Source organism: Staphylococcus sp. HMSC34G04 (assembly GCF_001838765.1).
Lineage (GTDB): Bacteria > Bacillota > Bacilli > Staphylococcales > Staphylococcaceae > Staphylococcus > Staphylococcus epidermidis.
The window spans coordinates 67,559-85,405 of sequence record NZ_KV838719.1; the positions used below are offsets into that span (position 1 = coordinate 67,559).

General features: G+C 31.7%; 16 protein-coding genes. 14 read left to right on the plus strand and 2 right to left on the minus strand.

Annotated features, from left to right (window positions below; genetic code table 11):
* Positions 1-93: 93 nt before the first annotated feature.
* Positions 94-1,356, minus strand: a complete 1,263-nt coding sequence (locus HMPREF3241_RS03875; protein ID WP_002457849.1) for a BaiN/RdsA family NAD(P)/FAD-dependent oxidoreductase — start codon at positions 1,354-1,356, stop codon at positions 94-96.
* Between the two features lie 271 nt (positions 1,357-1,627).
* Here HMPREF3241_RS03875 and HMPREF3241_RS03880 point away from each other — a divergent pair, with 271 nt between their 5' ends.
* The 7 genes from HMPREF3241_RS03880 (at position 1,628) to trmB (ending at position 8,827) form a co-directional block, all read left to right on the plus strand.
* Positions 1,628-3,289 carry a putative polysaccharide biosynthesis protein gene (locus HMPREF3241_RS03880; protein ID WP_002457848.1) on the plus strand — a complete coding sequence of 554 codons (1,662 nt, stop codon included), beginning with the start codon at positions 1,628-1,630 and terminating at the stop codon, positions 3,287-3,289.
* Positions 3,286-3,978 (plus strand): pseudouridine synthase, encoded by a 693-nt coding sequence (locus HMPREF3241_RS03885; RefSeq protein WP_002446706.1) that lies wholly within the window; start codon positions 3,286-3,288, stop codon positions 3,976-3,978. The genes HMPREF3241_RS03880 and HMPREF3241_RS03885 overlap by 4 nt, the downstream gene beginning before the upstream one ends.
* A 17-nt stretch (positions 3,979-3,995) precedes the next feature.
* A complete protein-coding gene (locus tag HMPREF3241_RS03890) occupies positions 3,996-4,424 on the plus strand; it encodes a YtxH domain-containing protein (RefSeq protein ID WP_002457847.1) in 429 nt (142 codons plus the stop codon).
* A 302-nt stretch (positions 4,425-4,726) separates the two neighbouring features.
* Positions 4,727-6,136: a dipeptidase PepV gene (gene pepV / locus HMPREF3241_RS03895; RefSeq protein WP_002486735.1), complete on the plus strand. Its 1,410-nt coding sequence runs from the start codon at positions 4,727-4,729 to the stop codon at positions 6,134-6,136.
* Positions 6,137-6,139: 3 nt separating this feature from the next.
* Positions 6,140-6,988: a D-amino-acid transaminase gene (gene dat, locus HMPREF3241_RS03900; RefSeq protein ID WP_002474955.1), complete on the plus strand. Its 849-nt coding sequence runs from the start codon at positions 6,140-6,142 to the stop codon at positions 6,986-6,988.
* Between the two features lie 386 nt (positions 6,989-7,374).
* Positions 7,375-8,166: a phosphotransferase family protein gene (locus HMPREF3241_RS03905; RefSeq protein WP_070853471.1), complete on the plus strand. Its 792-nt coding sequence runs from the start codon at positions 7,375-7,377 to the stop codon at positions 8,164-8,166.
* 13 nt (positions 8,167-8,179) lie between these two features.
* Entirely contained in the window at positions 8,180-8,827 is a 648-nt protein-coding gene (gene trmB, locus HMPREF3241_RS03910) for a tRNA (guanosine(46)-N7)-methyltransferase TrmB (RefSeq protein ID WP_002457843.1), read from the plus strand.
* A gap of 159 nt (positions 8,828-8,986) precedes the next feature.
* Here the strand turns inward: trmB and HMPREF3241_RS03915 are convergent, their stop codons facing one another.
* Positions 8,987-9,301, minus strand: a complete 315-nt coding sequence (locus HMPREF3241_RS03915; protein WP_002474691.1) for a PepSY domain-containing protein — start codon at positions 9,299-9,301, stop codon at positions 8,987-8,989.
* An 84-nt stretch (positions 9,302-9,385) separates the two neighbouring features.
* Here HMPREF3241_RS03915 and HMPREF3241_RS03920 point away from each other — a divergent pair, with 84 nt between their 5' ends.
* The 7 genes from HMPREF3241_RS03920 to HMPREF3241_RS03950 all read left to right on the plus strand — a co-directional run bounded on the left by HMPREF3241_RS03920 (position 9,386) and on the right by HMPREF3241_RS03950 (position 17,829).
* Entirely contained in the window at positions 9,386-10,471 is a 1,086-nt protein-coding gene (locus tag HMPREF3241_RS03920) for a M42 family metallopeptidase (protein WP_070592812.1), read from the plus strand.
* 5 nt (positions 10,472-10,476) lie between these two features.
* Positions 10,477-10,788 carry a thioredoxin family protein gene (locus HMPREF3241_RS03925; protein ID WP_002446698.1) on the plus strand — a complete coding sequence of 104 codons (312 nt, stop codon included), beginning with the start codon at positions 10,477-10,479 and terminating at the stop codon, positions 10,786-10,788.
* A gap of 137 nt (positions 10,789-10,925) precedes the next feature.
* Positions 10,926-11,780, plus strand: a complete 855-nt coding sequence (locus HMPREF3241_RS03930) for a DUF1444 domain-containing protein (protein WP_002457840.1) — start codon at positions 10,926-10,928, stop codon at positions 11,778-11,780.
* Positions 11,781-11,802: 22 nt separating this feature from the next.
* Positions 11,803-12,399 carry a YtpR family tRNA-binding protein gene (ytpR, locus tag HMPREF3241_RS03935; RefSeq protein ID WP_002446696.1) on the plus strand — a complete coding sequence of 199 codons (597 nt, stop codon included), beginning with the start codon at positions 11,803-11,805 and terminating at the stop codon, positions 12,397-12,399.
* A gap of 20 nt (positions 12,400-12,419) precedes the next feature.
* The gene (locus HMPREF3241_RS03940) at positions 12,420-15,929 is read left to right on the plus strand and encodes a DNA translocase FtsK (protein WP_070853472.1); all 3,510 of its coding nucleotides are present in this window, start codon (positions 12,420-12,422) and stop codon (positions 15,927-15,929) included.
* Between the two features lie 20 nt (positions 15,930-15,949).
* Positions 15,950-17,263 carry a UDP-N-acetylmuramate--L-alanine ligase gene (gene murC, locus HMPREF3241_RS03945; protein ID WP_002446694.1) on the plus strand — a complete coding sequence of 438 codons (1,314 nt, stop codon included), beginning with the start codon at positions 15,950-15,952 and terminating at the stop codon, positions 17,261-17,263.
* 74 nt (positions 17,264-17,337) lie between these two features.
* Complete coding sequence (locus tag HMPREF3241_RS03950; protein ID WP_001830868.1) at positions 17,338-17,829, plus strand: DUF948 domain-containing protein; 492 nt, start codon at positions 17,338-17,340, stop codon at positions 17,827-17,829.
* The last annotated feature ends 18 nt before the right edge of the window (positions 17,830-17,847 follow it).

Below are 17,847 nucleotides of genomic sequence, written 5' to 3' on the forward strand. Positions count from 1 at the left end.
CTAGACGTGTCTAATATAAAAAAATTGCTATAAAGTATTTGATTATTATCAAGTACTTTATAGCTTATGCTAATTTGTATTATATTAATAAAATTATTTGTTTTTATCTATTTTAAATTCACCGGCAAACATTCCAGCAACATGACCCGTAACTAATGCACTTGTTATATTATAACCTCCAGTGTATCCATGAATATCTAGGACTTCGCCACATAAAAATAATCCTGGCACTAATTTGGACATCATAGTTTTGGGTTCTATTTCTTTTAAAGAAATACCGCCACCTGTCACAAAAGCTTTGTCTAATGGAAGTGTACCATCTACTGTAAAGGTAAAAGTCTTTAGAAGATTAACAAAAGTTTGAAACTGTTGGTTTGATAAATGATGTGCAGTCATTTCATCATGAATACCAGATTGTTCGAGAATAAATAATAAATATCGCTCTTCTATTATTCCACGCAAACTATTTTTAATATATTTATCTGGTTCTGCTTTAAGTATTTTTCTCACTTTTTGAAATAGTTGATCTACGTTTAGTTCAGGGAAAACATCTAATTGCATTTGGATATTTTTCTTTTTTTGATTTTTCTGCTCTTTATAAACAAACTGACTGCATCTAAGAGCAGCAGGACCACTAATTCCAAAATGTGTGAATATCATATCCATTTGATGACTTACTCTTTTTTTACCATTTTTCTTTAAAACCGATAAATTAACATCTTTTAAACTTAACCCTTTTAAGCGATTTGATTTGATAAAAGTTTCTGAAGAAGTGATAGGTACTTCAGTAGGGAATAATTCTGTTATAGAATGACCTAGAGATTTTGCAAATTTGTAACCATCTCCAGTAGAACCGGTTTGAGGCACTGATGTACCTCCTGTAGCAATAATTAAACTGTGACTTTCAAATTCACCTATTTGTGTTTTAACTTTAAAATTATGGTCATACGAAACACTGACAACTGGTGTTTCTTCCTTAATCTCAACATGATTCTCTTTGAGCTGGTTAATAAGCACATCAACAACATCTTGAGATTTATTTGAAACTGGGAACATTCTACCATGATCTTCTTCTTTAAGTTTGACTCCACGGGTTTCAAAAAAATTTATAATAGAAAGATTATCAAAAACTGAGAAAGGGCTATATAGGAATTTACCATTACCCGGAATATTTTTTATGATTTCATCATACGGAAGTCTATTAGTTACGTTGCAACGACCACCACCTGAGATTTTTAGTTTTCGTCCAAGACCTTTTTTCTTTTCGATTAATAAAACTGATTCATTTTTTTCACTTGCAGCAACTGCAGCCATAGCCCCACTAGGGCCGCCTCCGATAACAATTGTTTGATACATAATGATAACCTCCACACTTTTTTATCTTAATTATTGTAAATGGAATAGGATGACAGAGCTTAAGATAATAATTATAATATAAAACTTGGCAAATAATATTAAAATTGAAGTTGAGAGTCTTTTAAAGTCATATCGATTTTAATTAAAGTTATCTTTATAGGACAAACAACTATTATTTTGTGATATATTTTAAAGTAATGCAAGATAATGTGTTTAACAGTAAAAATAGAACTGACAAGCATTAATAATTATTAAGATAGGAAGATAGGTTATGAGTGAAAGTAAAGAAATGGTTCGTGGAACCTTTTTAATTACAATAAGTATTTTAATTACAAAAGTATTAGGTGTCTTATTTATTATTCCGTTTACTGCTTTAATAGGTGGACAAGCCAACATGGCACCTTTTACTTATGCTTATGCACCATACAATATAGCTATAGCTATAGCAACAGCAGGTGTTCCGCTTGCCGCGTCAAAATATGTTGCTAAATATAATGCACTGGGTGCATATAAGGTCAGTCAGAAGTTTTATAAATCAAGTTTTGTAGTCATGAGTATTACTGGTATTGTAGGTTTCCTAGTTTTATATTTATTAGCACCATACATAGCCGAACTAACTTTATCACGTAATACTCATGGTAAGAATGGGTGGACAGTTGCTGATATCACTTGGATTATTAGAATAATAAGTATGGTAGTTATATTTATTCCAGTTCTCGCAACTTGGAGAGGTATATTTCAAGGATACAAATCGATGGGACCTACTGCAGTATCAGAAGTTACAGAACAAATTGCAAGAATTGTATTTATTTTAGTAGGTAGTTATTTAACGCTCAATGTATTTGGAGGTACAGTTCTTCAGGCGAACGGTATTGCAACGTTTGCAGCGGCAATAGGTGCAATCGCAGGAATACTTACATTATGGTATTACTGGATTAAAAGAAGAAATAATATTAAAAATATGGTCGACTCAGATACAGCAAATTTAAATGTTTCATACGGGAAAATGTACAAAGAAATTATTGCTTATAGCATTCCATTTGTCATAGTAAGTTTGAATTTTCCACTATTTAATTTGGTTGATCAGTTTACTCATAATGGTGCGCTTAACCTTGTAGGTGTCAAACCTGGTTTGCAAGATATATTCTTTAACATGTTAAACATGTCTACAAACAAAATTGTAATGATTCCAACATCATTAAGTGCTGGATTTGCTGTCAGTTTAATACCATTTATAACTAAAACCTATGAAGAAGGTAGATATGCAGAGATGCATCGACAAATTAGAACTTCGATTGGAGTTTTAATGTTTATTACTGTTCCAGCTAGTATTGGGATCATGGCATTAGCGCAACCTTTATTCACAGTATTTTATGGTTTTGATCCAGTTGTTCACGGTCACGATCCAAATTTCGATGGAAGTAGATTATTATTTTACTATGCTCCTGTTGCAATTTTAATTTCATTATTAAGTGTTACAGCATCAATGTTACAGGGTATCGATAAACAAAAATTAACGGTTTTTGTTATTTTAGGATCTGTTTTAATTAAATTAATTCTGAATTATCCTTTAATTATGTTATTACACACACCTGGCGCTGTATTAAGTACAGCAATAGCTTTATTATTTGCAATTTGTTGCAATTTCTATATTCTTAAAAAATACGCAAACTTTAAATTTAGTTACAGTTGGATACATTTAGCTAAGATTATTCTAATTTCAATCATCATGATGATTGGGGTTGAGGTGATTTTCTTCATTTTAAGATTATTCTTGGAACCAACTAGATTTAATTACTTGATTATTGTTGCAATTGGTGTCATTGTAGGAGCAATCATTTATGGTGGTATTACAATCAAGACTAGATTAGCTGATGAATTTTTAGGTGATATTCCCACTAAAATAAGACGTAAAGTGAAGATATTGCGATGAGATTAGATAAATTTCTAGCTAATATGGGCGTTGGAACGCGATCAGAAGTTAAACAGTTACTCAAAAAAGGAGCTGTTAAGGTCAACCAAAATAAAGTTAAGTCACCTAAACTTCATGTTAATCCTAATTCTGATGAGATAATGGTAAATGATGAAGTAGTAAGTTATATTGACAAAGTGTATATCATGTTAAACAAACCAAAAGGTTATATTTCAGCTACAGAAGATGAGTTGCATCCTACTATTATTGATTTGATACCTGAATACGCACATTTAAATATTTTTCCGGTCGGACGTTTGGACAAAGATACAGAAGGATTACTCCTAGTTACAAATGATGGGCAGTTTAATCATGAAGTAATGAATCCCAATAAGCATGTTTCAAAGACTTATGAAGTCTATTCAAAACACCCAATAACTCAATTTGATATTGATGAATTTAAATCCGGAATAGAATTATCAGATGGAAAATTAAAGCCTGCAATTTTAAAGAAAGTTGATGATTATGTATCACATGTCACCATTTACGAAGGAAAATATCATCAAGTTAAAAGAATGTTTCATAGTATCGAAAATGAGGTATTAGAATTGAAACGCATAAAGATTGCTGAACTAGAACTAGACCATAATTTAGATTTAGGTAGTTATCGTTTGTTAACACAATTGGATTTTGATAACCTTAAAAACTAACAAAGGAGAGATGTAAAATGGGAAAAAGTACTAATTTATTTAAAGTTGCATTAGGCATTGGTGGTGCTATTACTGCTGTAGCATTATCACGTAAAGAAAGTCGAGATAAACTTAAACAAGAATATAATAAATATAAAGAAGATCCTGAATCATATAAATCTAGCGCTAAAGATTTAGCAACTCAAATAGGTAATAAAGCTAATGAAACAATTCAAGAAGTTAAGAAGAACCCTAAAGACTATGTTGAACGTATCAAAAGTAATCCTAAAGAATTTTTAGAAGAAGAAAAGTCTAAAATTATTGGCAAAAATGATCAGACTCAAGATGATATCGAAGAAGGAAAATTCGATGCTGAAGGTGGCGCAACTGCCAATAATAATTTAAGAGTTGTTACTGAAGATGACTTAAAAAATAATAAAAATGCATTACAAGATAAAAAAGAATAGTTATACATTTTAACTTTAGTGGAACAGAATTTGAATTCGTTGTTCCATAGCGATAACAAAGATTAGTTTTAAACATAAGCGTTATAAGTTTATTTTCAATCCGTTTAACGATTGTTAAGAATAAGAGAAGTCTAGGACATTAACTTGTACCTAGGCTTTTTTATATTTTTTAAACTATAAGTTAATCTTTTAGTCGCAACTTATTAATAAAAATTAAGTTATTTTTCTGACATCTTACTGTAGTTTCTTTTAAACATCATGTAAAATGGAACATAACTTAGAAAAAAGGAAGTTGATCTCGAATGTGGAAAGAAAAGGTTCTAGAGTACGAAAATCAAATGATTGAAGATCTTAAAGGCTTACTATCTATAGAAAGCATCAGAGATGATTCTAAAGCCACAGCTGATGCACCTGTGGGACCAGGACCGAGAGAAGCTCTTGATTACATGTACAAGCTAGGTAAAAGAGATGGTTTTTCAGCCCATGATGTTGATCATATAGCTGGTAGAATTGAAGCTGGTAAAGGAGAAGAGGTATTAGGTATTTTATGTCATGTCGATGTAGTACCGGCAGGCGATGGATGGGATTCAAATCCATTCCAACCAGTAGTGACAGACAATGCAATTATAGCCAGAGGGACACTGGATGATAAAGGACCAACCATTGCTGCCTATTATGCAGTTAAAATTTTAAATGAGATGAAGGTAGATTGGAAAAAACGTATACACATTATTATCGGAACTGATGAGGAATCAGATTGGAAATGTACAGACAGATATTTCAAAACAGAAGAAATGCCTGCCTTAGGTTTTGCACCAGATGCAGAATTCCCAGCTATACATGGTGAAAAGGGTATAACAACCTTTGATTTAGTACAAAATGAAGTGACGGAAGATACAGATGAACCTGACTATGAGTTATTAAAATTTGAATCTGGTCAAAGATACAATATGGTTCCTGATTACGCTAAAGCAGAAGTGCTCGTCAAAGAAAATATGACAGATGTCATTCAAAACTTTGAAAACTTTTTACAACAAAATCAACTGCAGGGTGAAAGTACAGTTGACAGTGGTATTTTAATATTAACAGTTGAAGGTAAAGCAGTTCATGGCATGGATCCATCTTTAGGTGTTAATGCAGGATTGTTTTTACTTAAATTTTTAGCAAGTCTTAATCTAAATAAAAGCGCAAAAGATTTCGTAGAATTCAATGAGCGATACTTATTTGAATCTCACTTTGGTGAAAAAATGGGTATGAAGTTCCATACAGATATTATGGGAGATGTCACTACTAATATCGGGGTTATCAGTTATGATAAAGAAAAAGCAGGCCGTTATGGTGTTAATCTAAGATATCCCGAAGGATTTAAATTTGAAGACGCAATTGAAAGATTTAGAAGCGAAATTAATGAACTAGGTTTTAGCTTAGAACTTGGTAAAGTTCAAAAACCGCATTATGTTGATAAAAATGACCCATTTGTAAAAACACTTGTAAACGCATATAGAAATCAAACAGGTGATATGACTGAACCATATACGATTGGTGGAGGAACATATGCGAGAAATTTAGATAAGGGTGTCGCATTTGGTGCGATGTTTGCAGATTCAGAAGATTTAATGCATCAAAAAAATGAGTATATAACTAAAAAGCAATTGATCAATGCAACAAGTATTTATTTAGAAGCTATTTACGCTTTATGTGTGGAGGATTAATTTATGACAAAAGTTTTTATAAATGGTGAATTTGTTAATGAAGAGGATGCTAAGGTTTCATACGAAGACCGAGGATACGTGTTTGGGGACGGAATCTATGAATATATCCGTGCATATGATGGGAAATTGTTTACCGTTAAAGAACATTTTGAAAGATTTTTAAGAAGTGCTGAAGAAATAGGTCTAGATTTAAATTTTACTATCGAGGAATTAATTGAATTAGTACGTCGATTATTAAAAGAAAATAACGTTGTGAATGGCGGTATTTATATACAAGCTACCCGTGGTGCTGCTCCTCGAAATCATTCATTTCCAACACCACCTGTAAAACCTGTTATTATGGCGTTTACGAAAAGTTATGATAGACCTTATGAAGAATTAGAACAAGGTGTTTATGCCATTACAACTGAAGATATTAGATGGTTACGTTGTGATATTAAAAGTTTAAATTTATTAGGTAATGTATTAGCTAAAGAATATGCTGTTAAATATAATGCTGCAGAGGCTATACAACACCGAAGTGATATTGTCACTGAGGGTGCATCTAGTAATGTTTACGCAATTAAAGATGGAGTAATATACACGCATCCTGTCAATAATTTTATATTGAACGGAATTACTCGCCGTGTCATAAAGTGGATAGCAGAGGATGAACAAATACCATTCAAAGAAGAAACATTTACAGTAGAATTTCTTAAAAATGCTGATGAAGTTATCATTTCTAGTACTTCTGCAGAAGTTATGCCAATTACAAAAATTGATGGTGAAAATGTTAAAGATGGACAAGTTGGTACTATAACACGCCAATTACAACAAGGATTTGAAAAGTATATTCAATCACATAGTATTTAGAATTTTTAAATTTATAGTTTGAGGATGAAAATTTAAAATAATTGTCTTATTTCACCGAAAATCTGATCTGATAATGTGTTATAATTTATAATAAAGCGATTTAGAAATCAAAGAGACATTAGACTAGTAAAATGTATCTTTTTGTTTCTGATTTTTAGTTGAAATGTAACCCTAAAAATTATAAAATCTTTTATGAGTGATAAATTATGAACGGACTTAAATAAGTCGAATTAAGATGGGACTAAATATTGACTTAAATAGCTCACATAAACTGTTAACAAATTAAATGTAAAGCGTAAAAAACAAACGCTTTGTAAAAATTAGAATATATGGCTCAGAAAAACTATTTCTTGAGCCATTTTCTAGTTGAAAGTGAGGTGAACGTGTTGGAGCAGTTTTATCAGTTAGGGTGGACACTTGATTCAGCAGGAGGTGCTTCTGGTGAAGCATATATGGCTGAACAAGATGGACAAAAATTATTTTTAAAACGCAATTCAAATCCTTTTATTGCTGCGCTATCTGCAGAAGGTATTGTACCTAAACTTGTTTGGACGAAACGTATTGAAACAGGTGAAGTAGTAACAGCTCAGCATTGGAAAAATGGTAGAGAATTAAATGAAGATGAAATGAATCAAACCAGAGTTGCTGAACTACTACATAAAATTCATGGTTCAAGACCTTTATTAACAATGTTAAAGCGTATGGAGATGGAACCTATTACGCCTGAAATTATGTTGAATAAAATTAACGCATCACTTTCAAGAGAAGTTTTAACGCATCATGTTGTGAGAAGAGCTTTAACCTATCTTGAAGATCATATACCGAATTTAGACGCACGTTTCTTTACTGTTGTACATGGAGATGTTAATCATAACAACTGGTTATTATCAGATCGTGATGAACTTTACCTTGTGGATTGGGAAGGTGCAATGATTGCAGACCCAGCGATTGACATTGGTATGCTGCTTTACAATTACGTTCCTCAAAACAAATGGTCTCAGTGGTTTAAAACTTATGGCGTTGAAGAAAGTGTCAATTTGAATAAACGTATGAAATGGTACACAGTTATTCAAGCAATTGGTCTCATTCAGTGGTATGAAGAACAAAAACGCTATAAAGATATGAATACATGGCTGAAATTTTTAAATGAAGTAATGAAAAGTAACTTATTTATATAAGGAGTAATTAATGATGAGAGTTCGTTACAAACCGTGGGCCGAAGATTATTTAAAGAACCATCCTGATTTAGTAGACATGGACGGTGCTCACGCTGGTAAAATGTCTGAGTGGTTCGAAAAAGAACAACCGATTTATATTGAAATTGGTTCAGGAATGGGACAATTTATAACAACATTAGCAGCACAATATCCAGAGATTAATTTTGTATCAATGGAACGTGAAAAAAGTGTGATGTACAAAGTTCTTGATAAAACTAAAGAGATGGGCCTAAAAAATTTAAAAATGATTTGTAATGATGCTATTGAGCTTAATGAGTATTTTCAAGATAATGAAATATCTAGAATTTACTTAAATTTTTCAGATCCTTGGCCTAAAAAGCGTCATGCAAAAAGACGTCTAACGTATCATACATACCTTGCATTATATAAACAAATACTTAAAGATGACGGTGAAATTCATTTTAAAACTGATAATCGTGGTTTGTTCGCATTTAGTATAGAAAGTATGTCGCAATTTGGAATGTATTTTACTAAAATGAATTTAAATTTACACGATGAAGATGATGAAGATAATATTGTGACAGAATATGAGAAGAAATTCTCTGAAAAGGGATCTCGTATTTATCGAATGGAAGCTAAATTTCATAAATGTTTTGAATAGAATAAGTAACTTATGATTAATATCAAACCAACTTTTATGTTTAAAATTATCATGAAAGTTGGTTTTTTTACAAAAAGCCCCAAATGATTTTAAATATAAATTCATTTGGGGCGAAGTTATTGTGATAGGGTTTTGTTATTATATAATATCAATTTTGACTCAGAGTTCAATAATGTCAATAATTTGTCCTGACACAGCATCTGCATAAAACTCATAATTAATAAGATGGTCATTTTTTAATACTGTGATGCCACCTTGGTATATTGGTTGGTTCTGATTTATATTTTCTAAAACAATTGGTTCTTGCACAATATAGGAACCTTTTACTTCTCTAAAATAAGTTTTGACTTCATTAAGTAATAATTCGGCGTTATACAGTTTTTTCTTCGTCAAAAAAATGAGAGAAAAGATTAATATTAAAAAAGCTGTAGAAAAAAACAATATGGTTATTTTTTTAAAATTAACTGACTTCATCACAAATTCTCCTCTTACATAATTCATATCATTAGTTTACCATATTGAAGATGATATAATTAAGCATAAGGAGTGAGAATTTATATGACTATTGATAACTCAAAAACATTGGAACGAATTAAAATATTAACAGAACTTCATGGAGCACCCGGTTTTGAAGATGAAGTGAGAAGTTATATGAAGAGTGAAATGGAACCGTTCGTGGATAAGTTTATTCAAAATAAGATGGGTGGTTTCTATGGAATAAAAAAATCAAATAAAGAAAACGCACCTCGAGTTATGATAGCAGCACATATGGATGAAATAGGTTTTATGATTACTCATATTAATGATAATGGAATGATTCAATTTACAAATTTAGGTGGCGTAGCTAATGATATTTGGCAAGGGCAAAGGTTAAAGATAAAAAATAGGTGCGGTAAAGAAATTATCGGAGTAGTTGCTAATATTCCTAAACATTTTAGAACAGGAAATGAAAGCATACCTCAAATCAAAGATTTAATGTTAGATATTGGTGCCTCTTCATCAGAAGAAGTACGCAATCGGGGTGTGGAGGTTGGTGATACAATAGTTCCTCACACAATAATGACTCAGTTGTCAAATAACAGATATAGCGCGAAAGCCTGGGACAATAGATATGGTTGTGTCTTAGCTATTGAGATATTAGAATTATTAAAAGACGTTCAACTAGATGTTGATTTATATGTTGGTGCCAATGTACAAGAAGAAGTTGGTCTTAGAGGAGCTAAAGCTGCCGCAAAGCAAATTAATCCTGATATTGCATTCGTTGTCGATTGTTCCCCTGCAAATGATATCAAAGGTAAACAACAACTTTCTGGTATGTTAGGGGAAGGGACTTTAATTCGTATCAAAGATGGTACTATGATACTTAAACCAATATTTAGAGATTATCTCCTTAAGCTAGCACAAGAAAATCAGATTGCATATCAATATTATATATCACCTGGTGGTACAGATGGTGGGGAGATTCATAAAGCGAATGAAGGTATACCAACAGCTGTTATTGGAGTGTGTGCACGTTATATTCATAGTACAGATGCGGTGTTTGATATTAGAGATTATTTTGCTGCACGTCACTTGTTAAAAGAAAGTATTATTCATTTAACAAGTGAACAAATTCAACAATTACAATATGGAAAGGAAATTTGACATTTATGATTAAACTTGAATCAGAACAACAATTTGAAGAATTAAAAAAAGGGTATACAGTATTTGAATTCACTGCTGAATGGTGTCCAGATTGTAAGGTGATTGAACCGGATTTACCTAAATTAGAGAAAAAATACAGTCAATTACAATTTGTGTCTGTAGATAGAGATCAATTTATAGATATTTGTGTTCAAAATGATATTTTAGGTATTCCTAGTTTTCTTATCTTTAAAGAAGGTCAACTTTTAGGAAGTTATATAGGTAAAGAGAGAAAATCAATTGATCAAATTGATCAATTTTTATCTCAACACATTTAATAATTAGTCAGAAAATGACTCAGCAAATCTACATTAATTTATAATAACAAATTAATGTGATTATCTGAGTTTTTTCTGTTAACTCAACATTATTTATTGTAAACTGTAAAAAGGTGCGAAAATAGGGAGTGTTAATAATGAATGTCTTCCAAATGAGAGATAAATTGAAAGCGCGTTTAAAACAATTAGACGTAGAATTCAAGTTTGATAGAGAAGAAGAAACGTTACGTATTGTAAGAATTGACAATCACAAAGGTGTAACGATTAAACTTAACGCTATCGTCGCAAAATACGAAGAACAAAAAGAAAAGATTATAGATGAAATTTGTTATTATGTCGAGGAAGCAATCGCTCAGATGGGTGATGAAGAGATAAATAATGTTGAGGACATACAAATTATGCCGGTTATAAGAGCTACAAGTTTCGATAAAGAAACTAAAGAAGGTCATGCATTTGTGTTAACAGAACATACTGCTGAAACTAATATATATTACGCTCTTGATTTAGGAAAATCTTATCGGCTAATAGATGAAAATATGTTACAAACATTAAATTTAACTGCTCAACAAGTGAAAGAAATGTCACTATTTAATGTTCGTAAGTTAGAGTGTCGCTATAGTACGGATGAAGTTAAAGGTAATATTTTTTACTTTATCAACACAAATGATGGATATGATGCAAGTCGTATTTTAAATACTTCTTTTTTAAATCATATTCAACACCAATGTGAAGGTGAAATGCTTGTTGGTGTGCCACATCAAGATGTATTAATTCTTGCGGATATTAGAAATAAAACAGGTTATGATGTTATGGCTCATTTGACTATGGAATTCTTTACTAAAGGACTTGTTCCGATTACTTCTTTATCATTTGGTTATGATAACGGACATCTAGAGCCAATATTTATTTTGGGAAAAAATAATAAACAAAAAAGAGACCCTAACGTTATTCAACGTTTAGAAGCTAACAGAAAAAAATTCAAAAAAGATTAATGAAAGAAATGGAGTTTTATAAATGAACTTATTTTACAATCCTAAAGGTGTTGGAGATGTTGCATTTATTCAAATTGAACCTTCAGTTGGCCCTTTTGAATATGAGCAAAAACAGAATGTGGTAGAAATAAAAAAAGAAAATAAGGTCGTAGGTTATAATATATTTCGTGTGTCTAACAATGTGACAATAAATGATAATGGACATATTAAACTAACTACTGAATTAATCAAAGATTTCCAACAACTAATTACTGAAGCAGGTTTTGATTATCAACTTGATACTGATGTATCGCCTAAATTTGTAGTGGGTTACGTAGAAACTAAAGAAAAACACCCTAATGCAGACAAACTAAGTGTGTTAAATGTAAATGTTGGTACTGAAAAACTTCAAATTGTTTGTGGGGCTCCAAATGTAGAATCTGGTCAGAAGGTCGTTGTTGCAAAAGTTGGAGCCGTTATGCCAAGTGGCATGGTAATCAAAGATGCCCAATTACGTGGGGTGGATTCTAGTGGTATGATTTGCTCAATGAAAGAATTAAATTTGCCTAATGCTCCTAAAGAAAAAGGAATTATGGTACTTAATGATGACTATGATATTGGTCAGGCATTTTTTGAATAACTAAGAAAGGTAGTGTAATTATGAGCTGGTTTGATAAATTATTTGGCGATGACAACGGTTCGAATGACGATTTGTTACGCAAAAATAAAAATAGACGTCAGTCTCAGCAATCAAAACAAAATAATCAAGACTCATTACTGCCTCAAAATAATGATATTTATAGTCGACCAAGAGGTAAATTTAGATTCCCTATACAAGTTTCTGAAAATGAATATACGCAAAAAAATGAAAGTTATAATGAACATAGCCAAGAAGAAACAAATGATACGATGAGTTCATATAACCAGCATGATAACCTTGATTTTGTTTCTACTGGTAAAAGACATCGACGCCGTCGCCAAGCGTATTCAAAACACAATCAATCTAAGATTACACAGCAAAAGCAATTTGCAGATAATAATTATACAAATAATAACAGTGTTTTTAATCAAAACGACAATCAGAAATCTTCACAACAACGCAAATCAATACAATCTGAAAATATTAAAAACAAAGCAAACACTAAGAATACGTCGACATCTCCTGGATTTACATATTTAAATCATGGTTTTAAATCAAGTGAAGTACCCTCAGCGATTTTTGGTACAAAAAAACGAAGACCGATTGAGAATGGTGTCATACCACCAGAAGATAAGGAATTAAATGATAAAGAGATTGTTCAAAAGGATGAAGTCTCACATTCAACGAAATCAGTAGATGCGTCAATAAATGTTTCTAATAGTAACGATGATAATGTTGAAAAAAATCAACAGAAAAAACAACAAACAACTGCTCAAACTGAGTCATCATCAGAAAATATTCATAATGTTGAAAAGTCAAATTATCAAACTACTAAGCGTAAAACACCAAATTATTCTAAAGTAGATAATACGATTAATATTGAAAACATCTATGCTTCACAAATTGTAGAAGAAATCAGAAGAGAAAGAGAACGTAAAGTTCTTCAGAAACGACGTTTTAAGAAAGCCTTACAACAAAAACGTCAACAAAATCAACAGTCAGAAGAAGATTCAATTCAAAAAGCTATTGATGAAATGTATGCGAAGCAAGCCCAACATTATACAGGCGAAAGTTCATTGGATTTAGAAAATGAAAGCAATCAAGATTCGTCACCTAATAGCCTTGAGAAACAAACAAACAGCAGCAACATAGACAATAAAGAAGTGAAAAATAATGCACCTTCATTTAACTACGAAGAAATTGACTTAGATGCGACAACAGATGTATATAAAGTTAATGAAGAAGAAACTGAATCTAAAATTGATGAAGATTTAGTATCATCTAATCATTATCATTCTAATGATGATTCGGAAGTAGAAGATGCCGAATATCACGAATTAGATGATAACCGACAACAAAACCAAAGTAAGTCCCAAGAGGATATAATTAGTTCAGAATCAATTAATTCAAATATGGATGATAATGCAATCAGTGCAAGTGTAGATAATGACACTGAAAGAGCTAAACCAAATGAGGATAAAAATGATACAGAAATTACACACTTAGATGAAACAACAAGTGCAAAAGTTAGTGACGAGAAGACTAAATCTAATACAAACAATTATTTAGAACAAGATAAGAATGTAAAATTAAAAAATGTAAATTCATCAAAATCTTCAAATTCTGATACAGTTCAAACAAGAAAACAACGTTTTGGTGGTAGTAGACCGTTTAATGTTTTAATGACACCGTCAGATAAAAAGAGAATGATGGATCAAAAACACAAAAAAATAAGTGTTCCAGAGCTTACACCTGAAAGAAAAGCGAATGCAAATCATAGAAAAGACAGGGAATCTAATAAATCTGAAGAATTTAAACAAATCAATACTAATAGAAAAACGGATTCTAATAGTAATGAAGCTAATGGCATTGAGCATGATATTAATTCAGCAAGTGATCATCGCGTACATGAAACATCATCCAAACAACACGATGAGCAAATACAAAAGCTACAAGATGATTTTCATTTTGAGAACCCAAACCATGCTAAAACTAACAATTCAAATGAAACTGGCAATCAAAGTAATATAAGTCATTCAAAACGGGCGCAATATTCAACAAATGAAAGTGAAAATATTGATACACAAACTTCAAATTCAAGTACATCAAATCAAAATTTTCAACGTATTCGTAAAGGCCCGAATATTAAATTGCCGAGCTATCAATTATTGGAAGAACCAGAACCACATGAAAAAGATCAAGATTGGATAGATAATAAAAAGCAAGAATTAAATGACGCATTATATTATTTCAACGTGCCTGCGGAAGTGAAAAATGTAACAGAAGGACCGAGTGTTACTCGATTCGAATTATCTGTTGAAAAAGGTGTTAAAGTATCAAGAATCACTGCATTACAAGATGATATAAAAATGGCTTTAGCTGCTAAAGATATTAGAATTGAAGCACCAATTCCAGGTACAAGTTTAGTAGGTATTGAAGTGCCAAATCAAAATCCTACGAAAGTGAATTTAAGGTCAATTATTGAATCTCCTAAATTTAAAAATACAGAGTCCAAACTTACGGTTGCAATGGGATATCGAATTAATAATGAACCCTTATTGATGGATATCGCTAAAACGCCTCATGCACTTATCGCTGGTGCTACAGGGTCAGGCAAATCAGTATGTATCAATAGTATCTTAATGTCTTTACTTTATAAAAATCATCCAGAAGAATTGCGTTTATTACTCATTGATCCGAAAATGGTAGAACTTGCACCGTATAACGATTTACCACATCTTGTATCACCCGTAATAACAGATGTAAAAGCAGCTACACAAAGTTTAAAATGGGCTGTTGAAGAAATGGAAAAACGTTATAAATTGTTTGCTCAATATCATGTCAGAAATATTACTGCTTTCAATAAAAAAGCACCTTATGAGCAAAGAATGCCTAAAATTGTTATAGTTATTGATGAGTTAGCTGATCTCATGATGATGGCACCACAAGATGTAGAACAATCAATTGCACGTATAGCTCAAAAAGCTCGAGCTTGTGGTATCCATATGTTAGTTGCTACACAACGACCATCAGTGAATGTAATCACTGGTCTTATTAAAGCTAATATACCTACTAGAATTGCATTTATGGTTTCATCGAGTGTTGATTCTAGAACGATTTTAGACAGTGGTGGCGCTGAAAGATTATTAGGTTATGGCGATATGCTTTATCTAGGTAGCGGTATGAATAAACCTATACGTGTTCAAGGTACATTTGTTTCAGATGACGAAATAGATGAAGTTGTTGACTTTATTAAGCAACAGCGTGATCCTGAATATTTATTTGAAGAAAAAGAATTATTAAAGAAAACACAAACTCAAGCACAAGATGATTTATTTGATGATGTATGTGAGTTTATGGTTGAAGAGGGACATATTTCTACTTCTCTTATCCAAAGACATTTCCAAATTGGTTATAACAGAGCGGCAAGAATTATCGATCAGCTAGAACAATTAGGATATATTTCAGGTGCTAATGGTTCTAAACCAAGGGATGTTTATATTACAGAAGCGGATTTAAATAAAGAATAAAATGAGTAAGGAGTATTGAAATGACACACTATCATTTTGTCGGAATTAAAGGTTCAGGCATGAGTTCATTAGCACAAATCATGCATGACCTCGGTCATGAAGTACAAGGTTCAGACATAGAATCTTACGTTTTTACAGAAGTTGCCTTAAGAAATAAAGGGATAAAAATCTTACCCTTTGACGCAAATAATATTACAAAAGAAATGGTTGTCATCCAAGGTAATGCATTTCCTGATAATCATGAAGAAATTGTTAAAGCACATGAATTAAAGCTTGATGTCATTAAGTATCATGACTTTCTTGGTCATGTTATAAATCAATATACATCTGTTGCTGTTACAGGCGCACACGGTAAAACGTCTACAACTGGTTTGTTATCACATGTGATGAATGGAGATAAAAAGACCTCATTCCTAATCGGTGATGGTACAGGTATGGGACTACCAGGAAGTGACTATTTTGCTTTTGAGGCTTGTGAATACCGTAGGCACTTCTTAAGTTATCATCCTGATTATGCAATTATGACTAATATTGATTTTGACCATCCAGATTATTTTAAAAATATCGATGATGTTTATGATGCATTCCAACATATGGCGTTAAATGTTAAAAAAGGAATTATTGCTTGGGGTGATGATGAATATTTACGTAAATTAGATGTGGATATTCCGGTTTATTATTATGGCTTTAAAGAAACAGATGACATCTATGCTAAAAATATTCAAATTACTGAAAAGGGTACGCAATTTGATGTATATATTCAAGGTGAATTTTATGATCAATTCTTATCCCCACAATTTGGAAATCACAACATTCTAAACGCACTTGCTGTAATAGCAATTAGTTATTTAGAAGACATGAATGTAGAGAATATTAAAGAAGCCCTGATAACATTTGGTGGTGTAAAACGTCGTTTTAATGAAACAAAAGTATCAAATCAAGTATTAGTAGACGATTATGCACACCATCCAAGAGAAATTAGTGCTACAATTGAGACAGCGCGAAAAAAATATCCACAAAAAGATGTTGTTGCCGTTTTTCAACCACATACGTTCTCAAGAACTCAAGCATTTTTAAACGAATTTGCTGAGAGTTTAAATAAGGCAGACCAAGTATTTTTATGTGAAATATTCGGTTCAATAAGAGAAAATACGGGAGATTTAACTATAAAAGATTTAATCAATCGTATTGACGGCTCGACGCTTATAGATGAAAATAGTATTGACGTATTAGAAAAATTTGATAACGCTGTAATTTTATTTATGGGCGCAGGTGACATTCAAAAGTTACTAAAAGCTTATTTTGAAAAATTAGGCGTAAAAAATGATTTTTAATATGTTTATATAAAAGCATCATGGGTATTAAATATTAATGACTTTTATTTTATGGTAATTAGGAGGCGTTTTTAATGGATTGGATTTTACCAATTGCAGGAATCATCGCTGCGATAGCGTTTTTAATTCTATGTATCGGTATCGTCGTGGTACTTATTTCTGTTAAAAAGAATTTAGACTATGTGGCTAAAACACTGGATGGTGTTGAAGGCCAAGTTCAAGGTATTACTCGTGAAACGACTGATTTACTTCATAAAGTGAATCGCTTAACTGAAGATATTCAAGGTAAAGTTGATCGTTTAAATTCTGTAGTTGATGCTGTTAAGGGCATTGGAGACTCAGTACAAAACTTAAATGGATCTGTAGATAGAGTTACAAACTCAATTACGCACAATATTTCTCAAAATGAAGATAAAATTTCTCAAGTTGTACAGTGGTCAAATGTTGCAATGGAGATTGCTGACAAATGGCAAAACAGATACAATCGTAGAGGAAGTGCAAACTACAAAACAAACACTGTAGCAGATGATGCAAATCATAGCTACAATTCTCGTGTTAATAAATAATTAATACTATTTAATGAC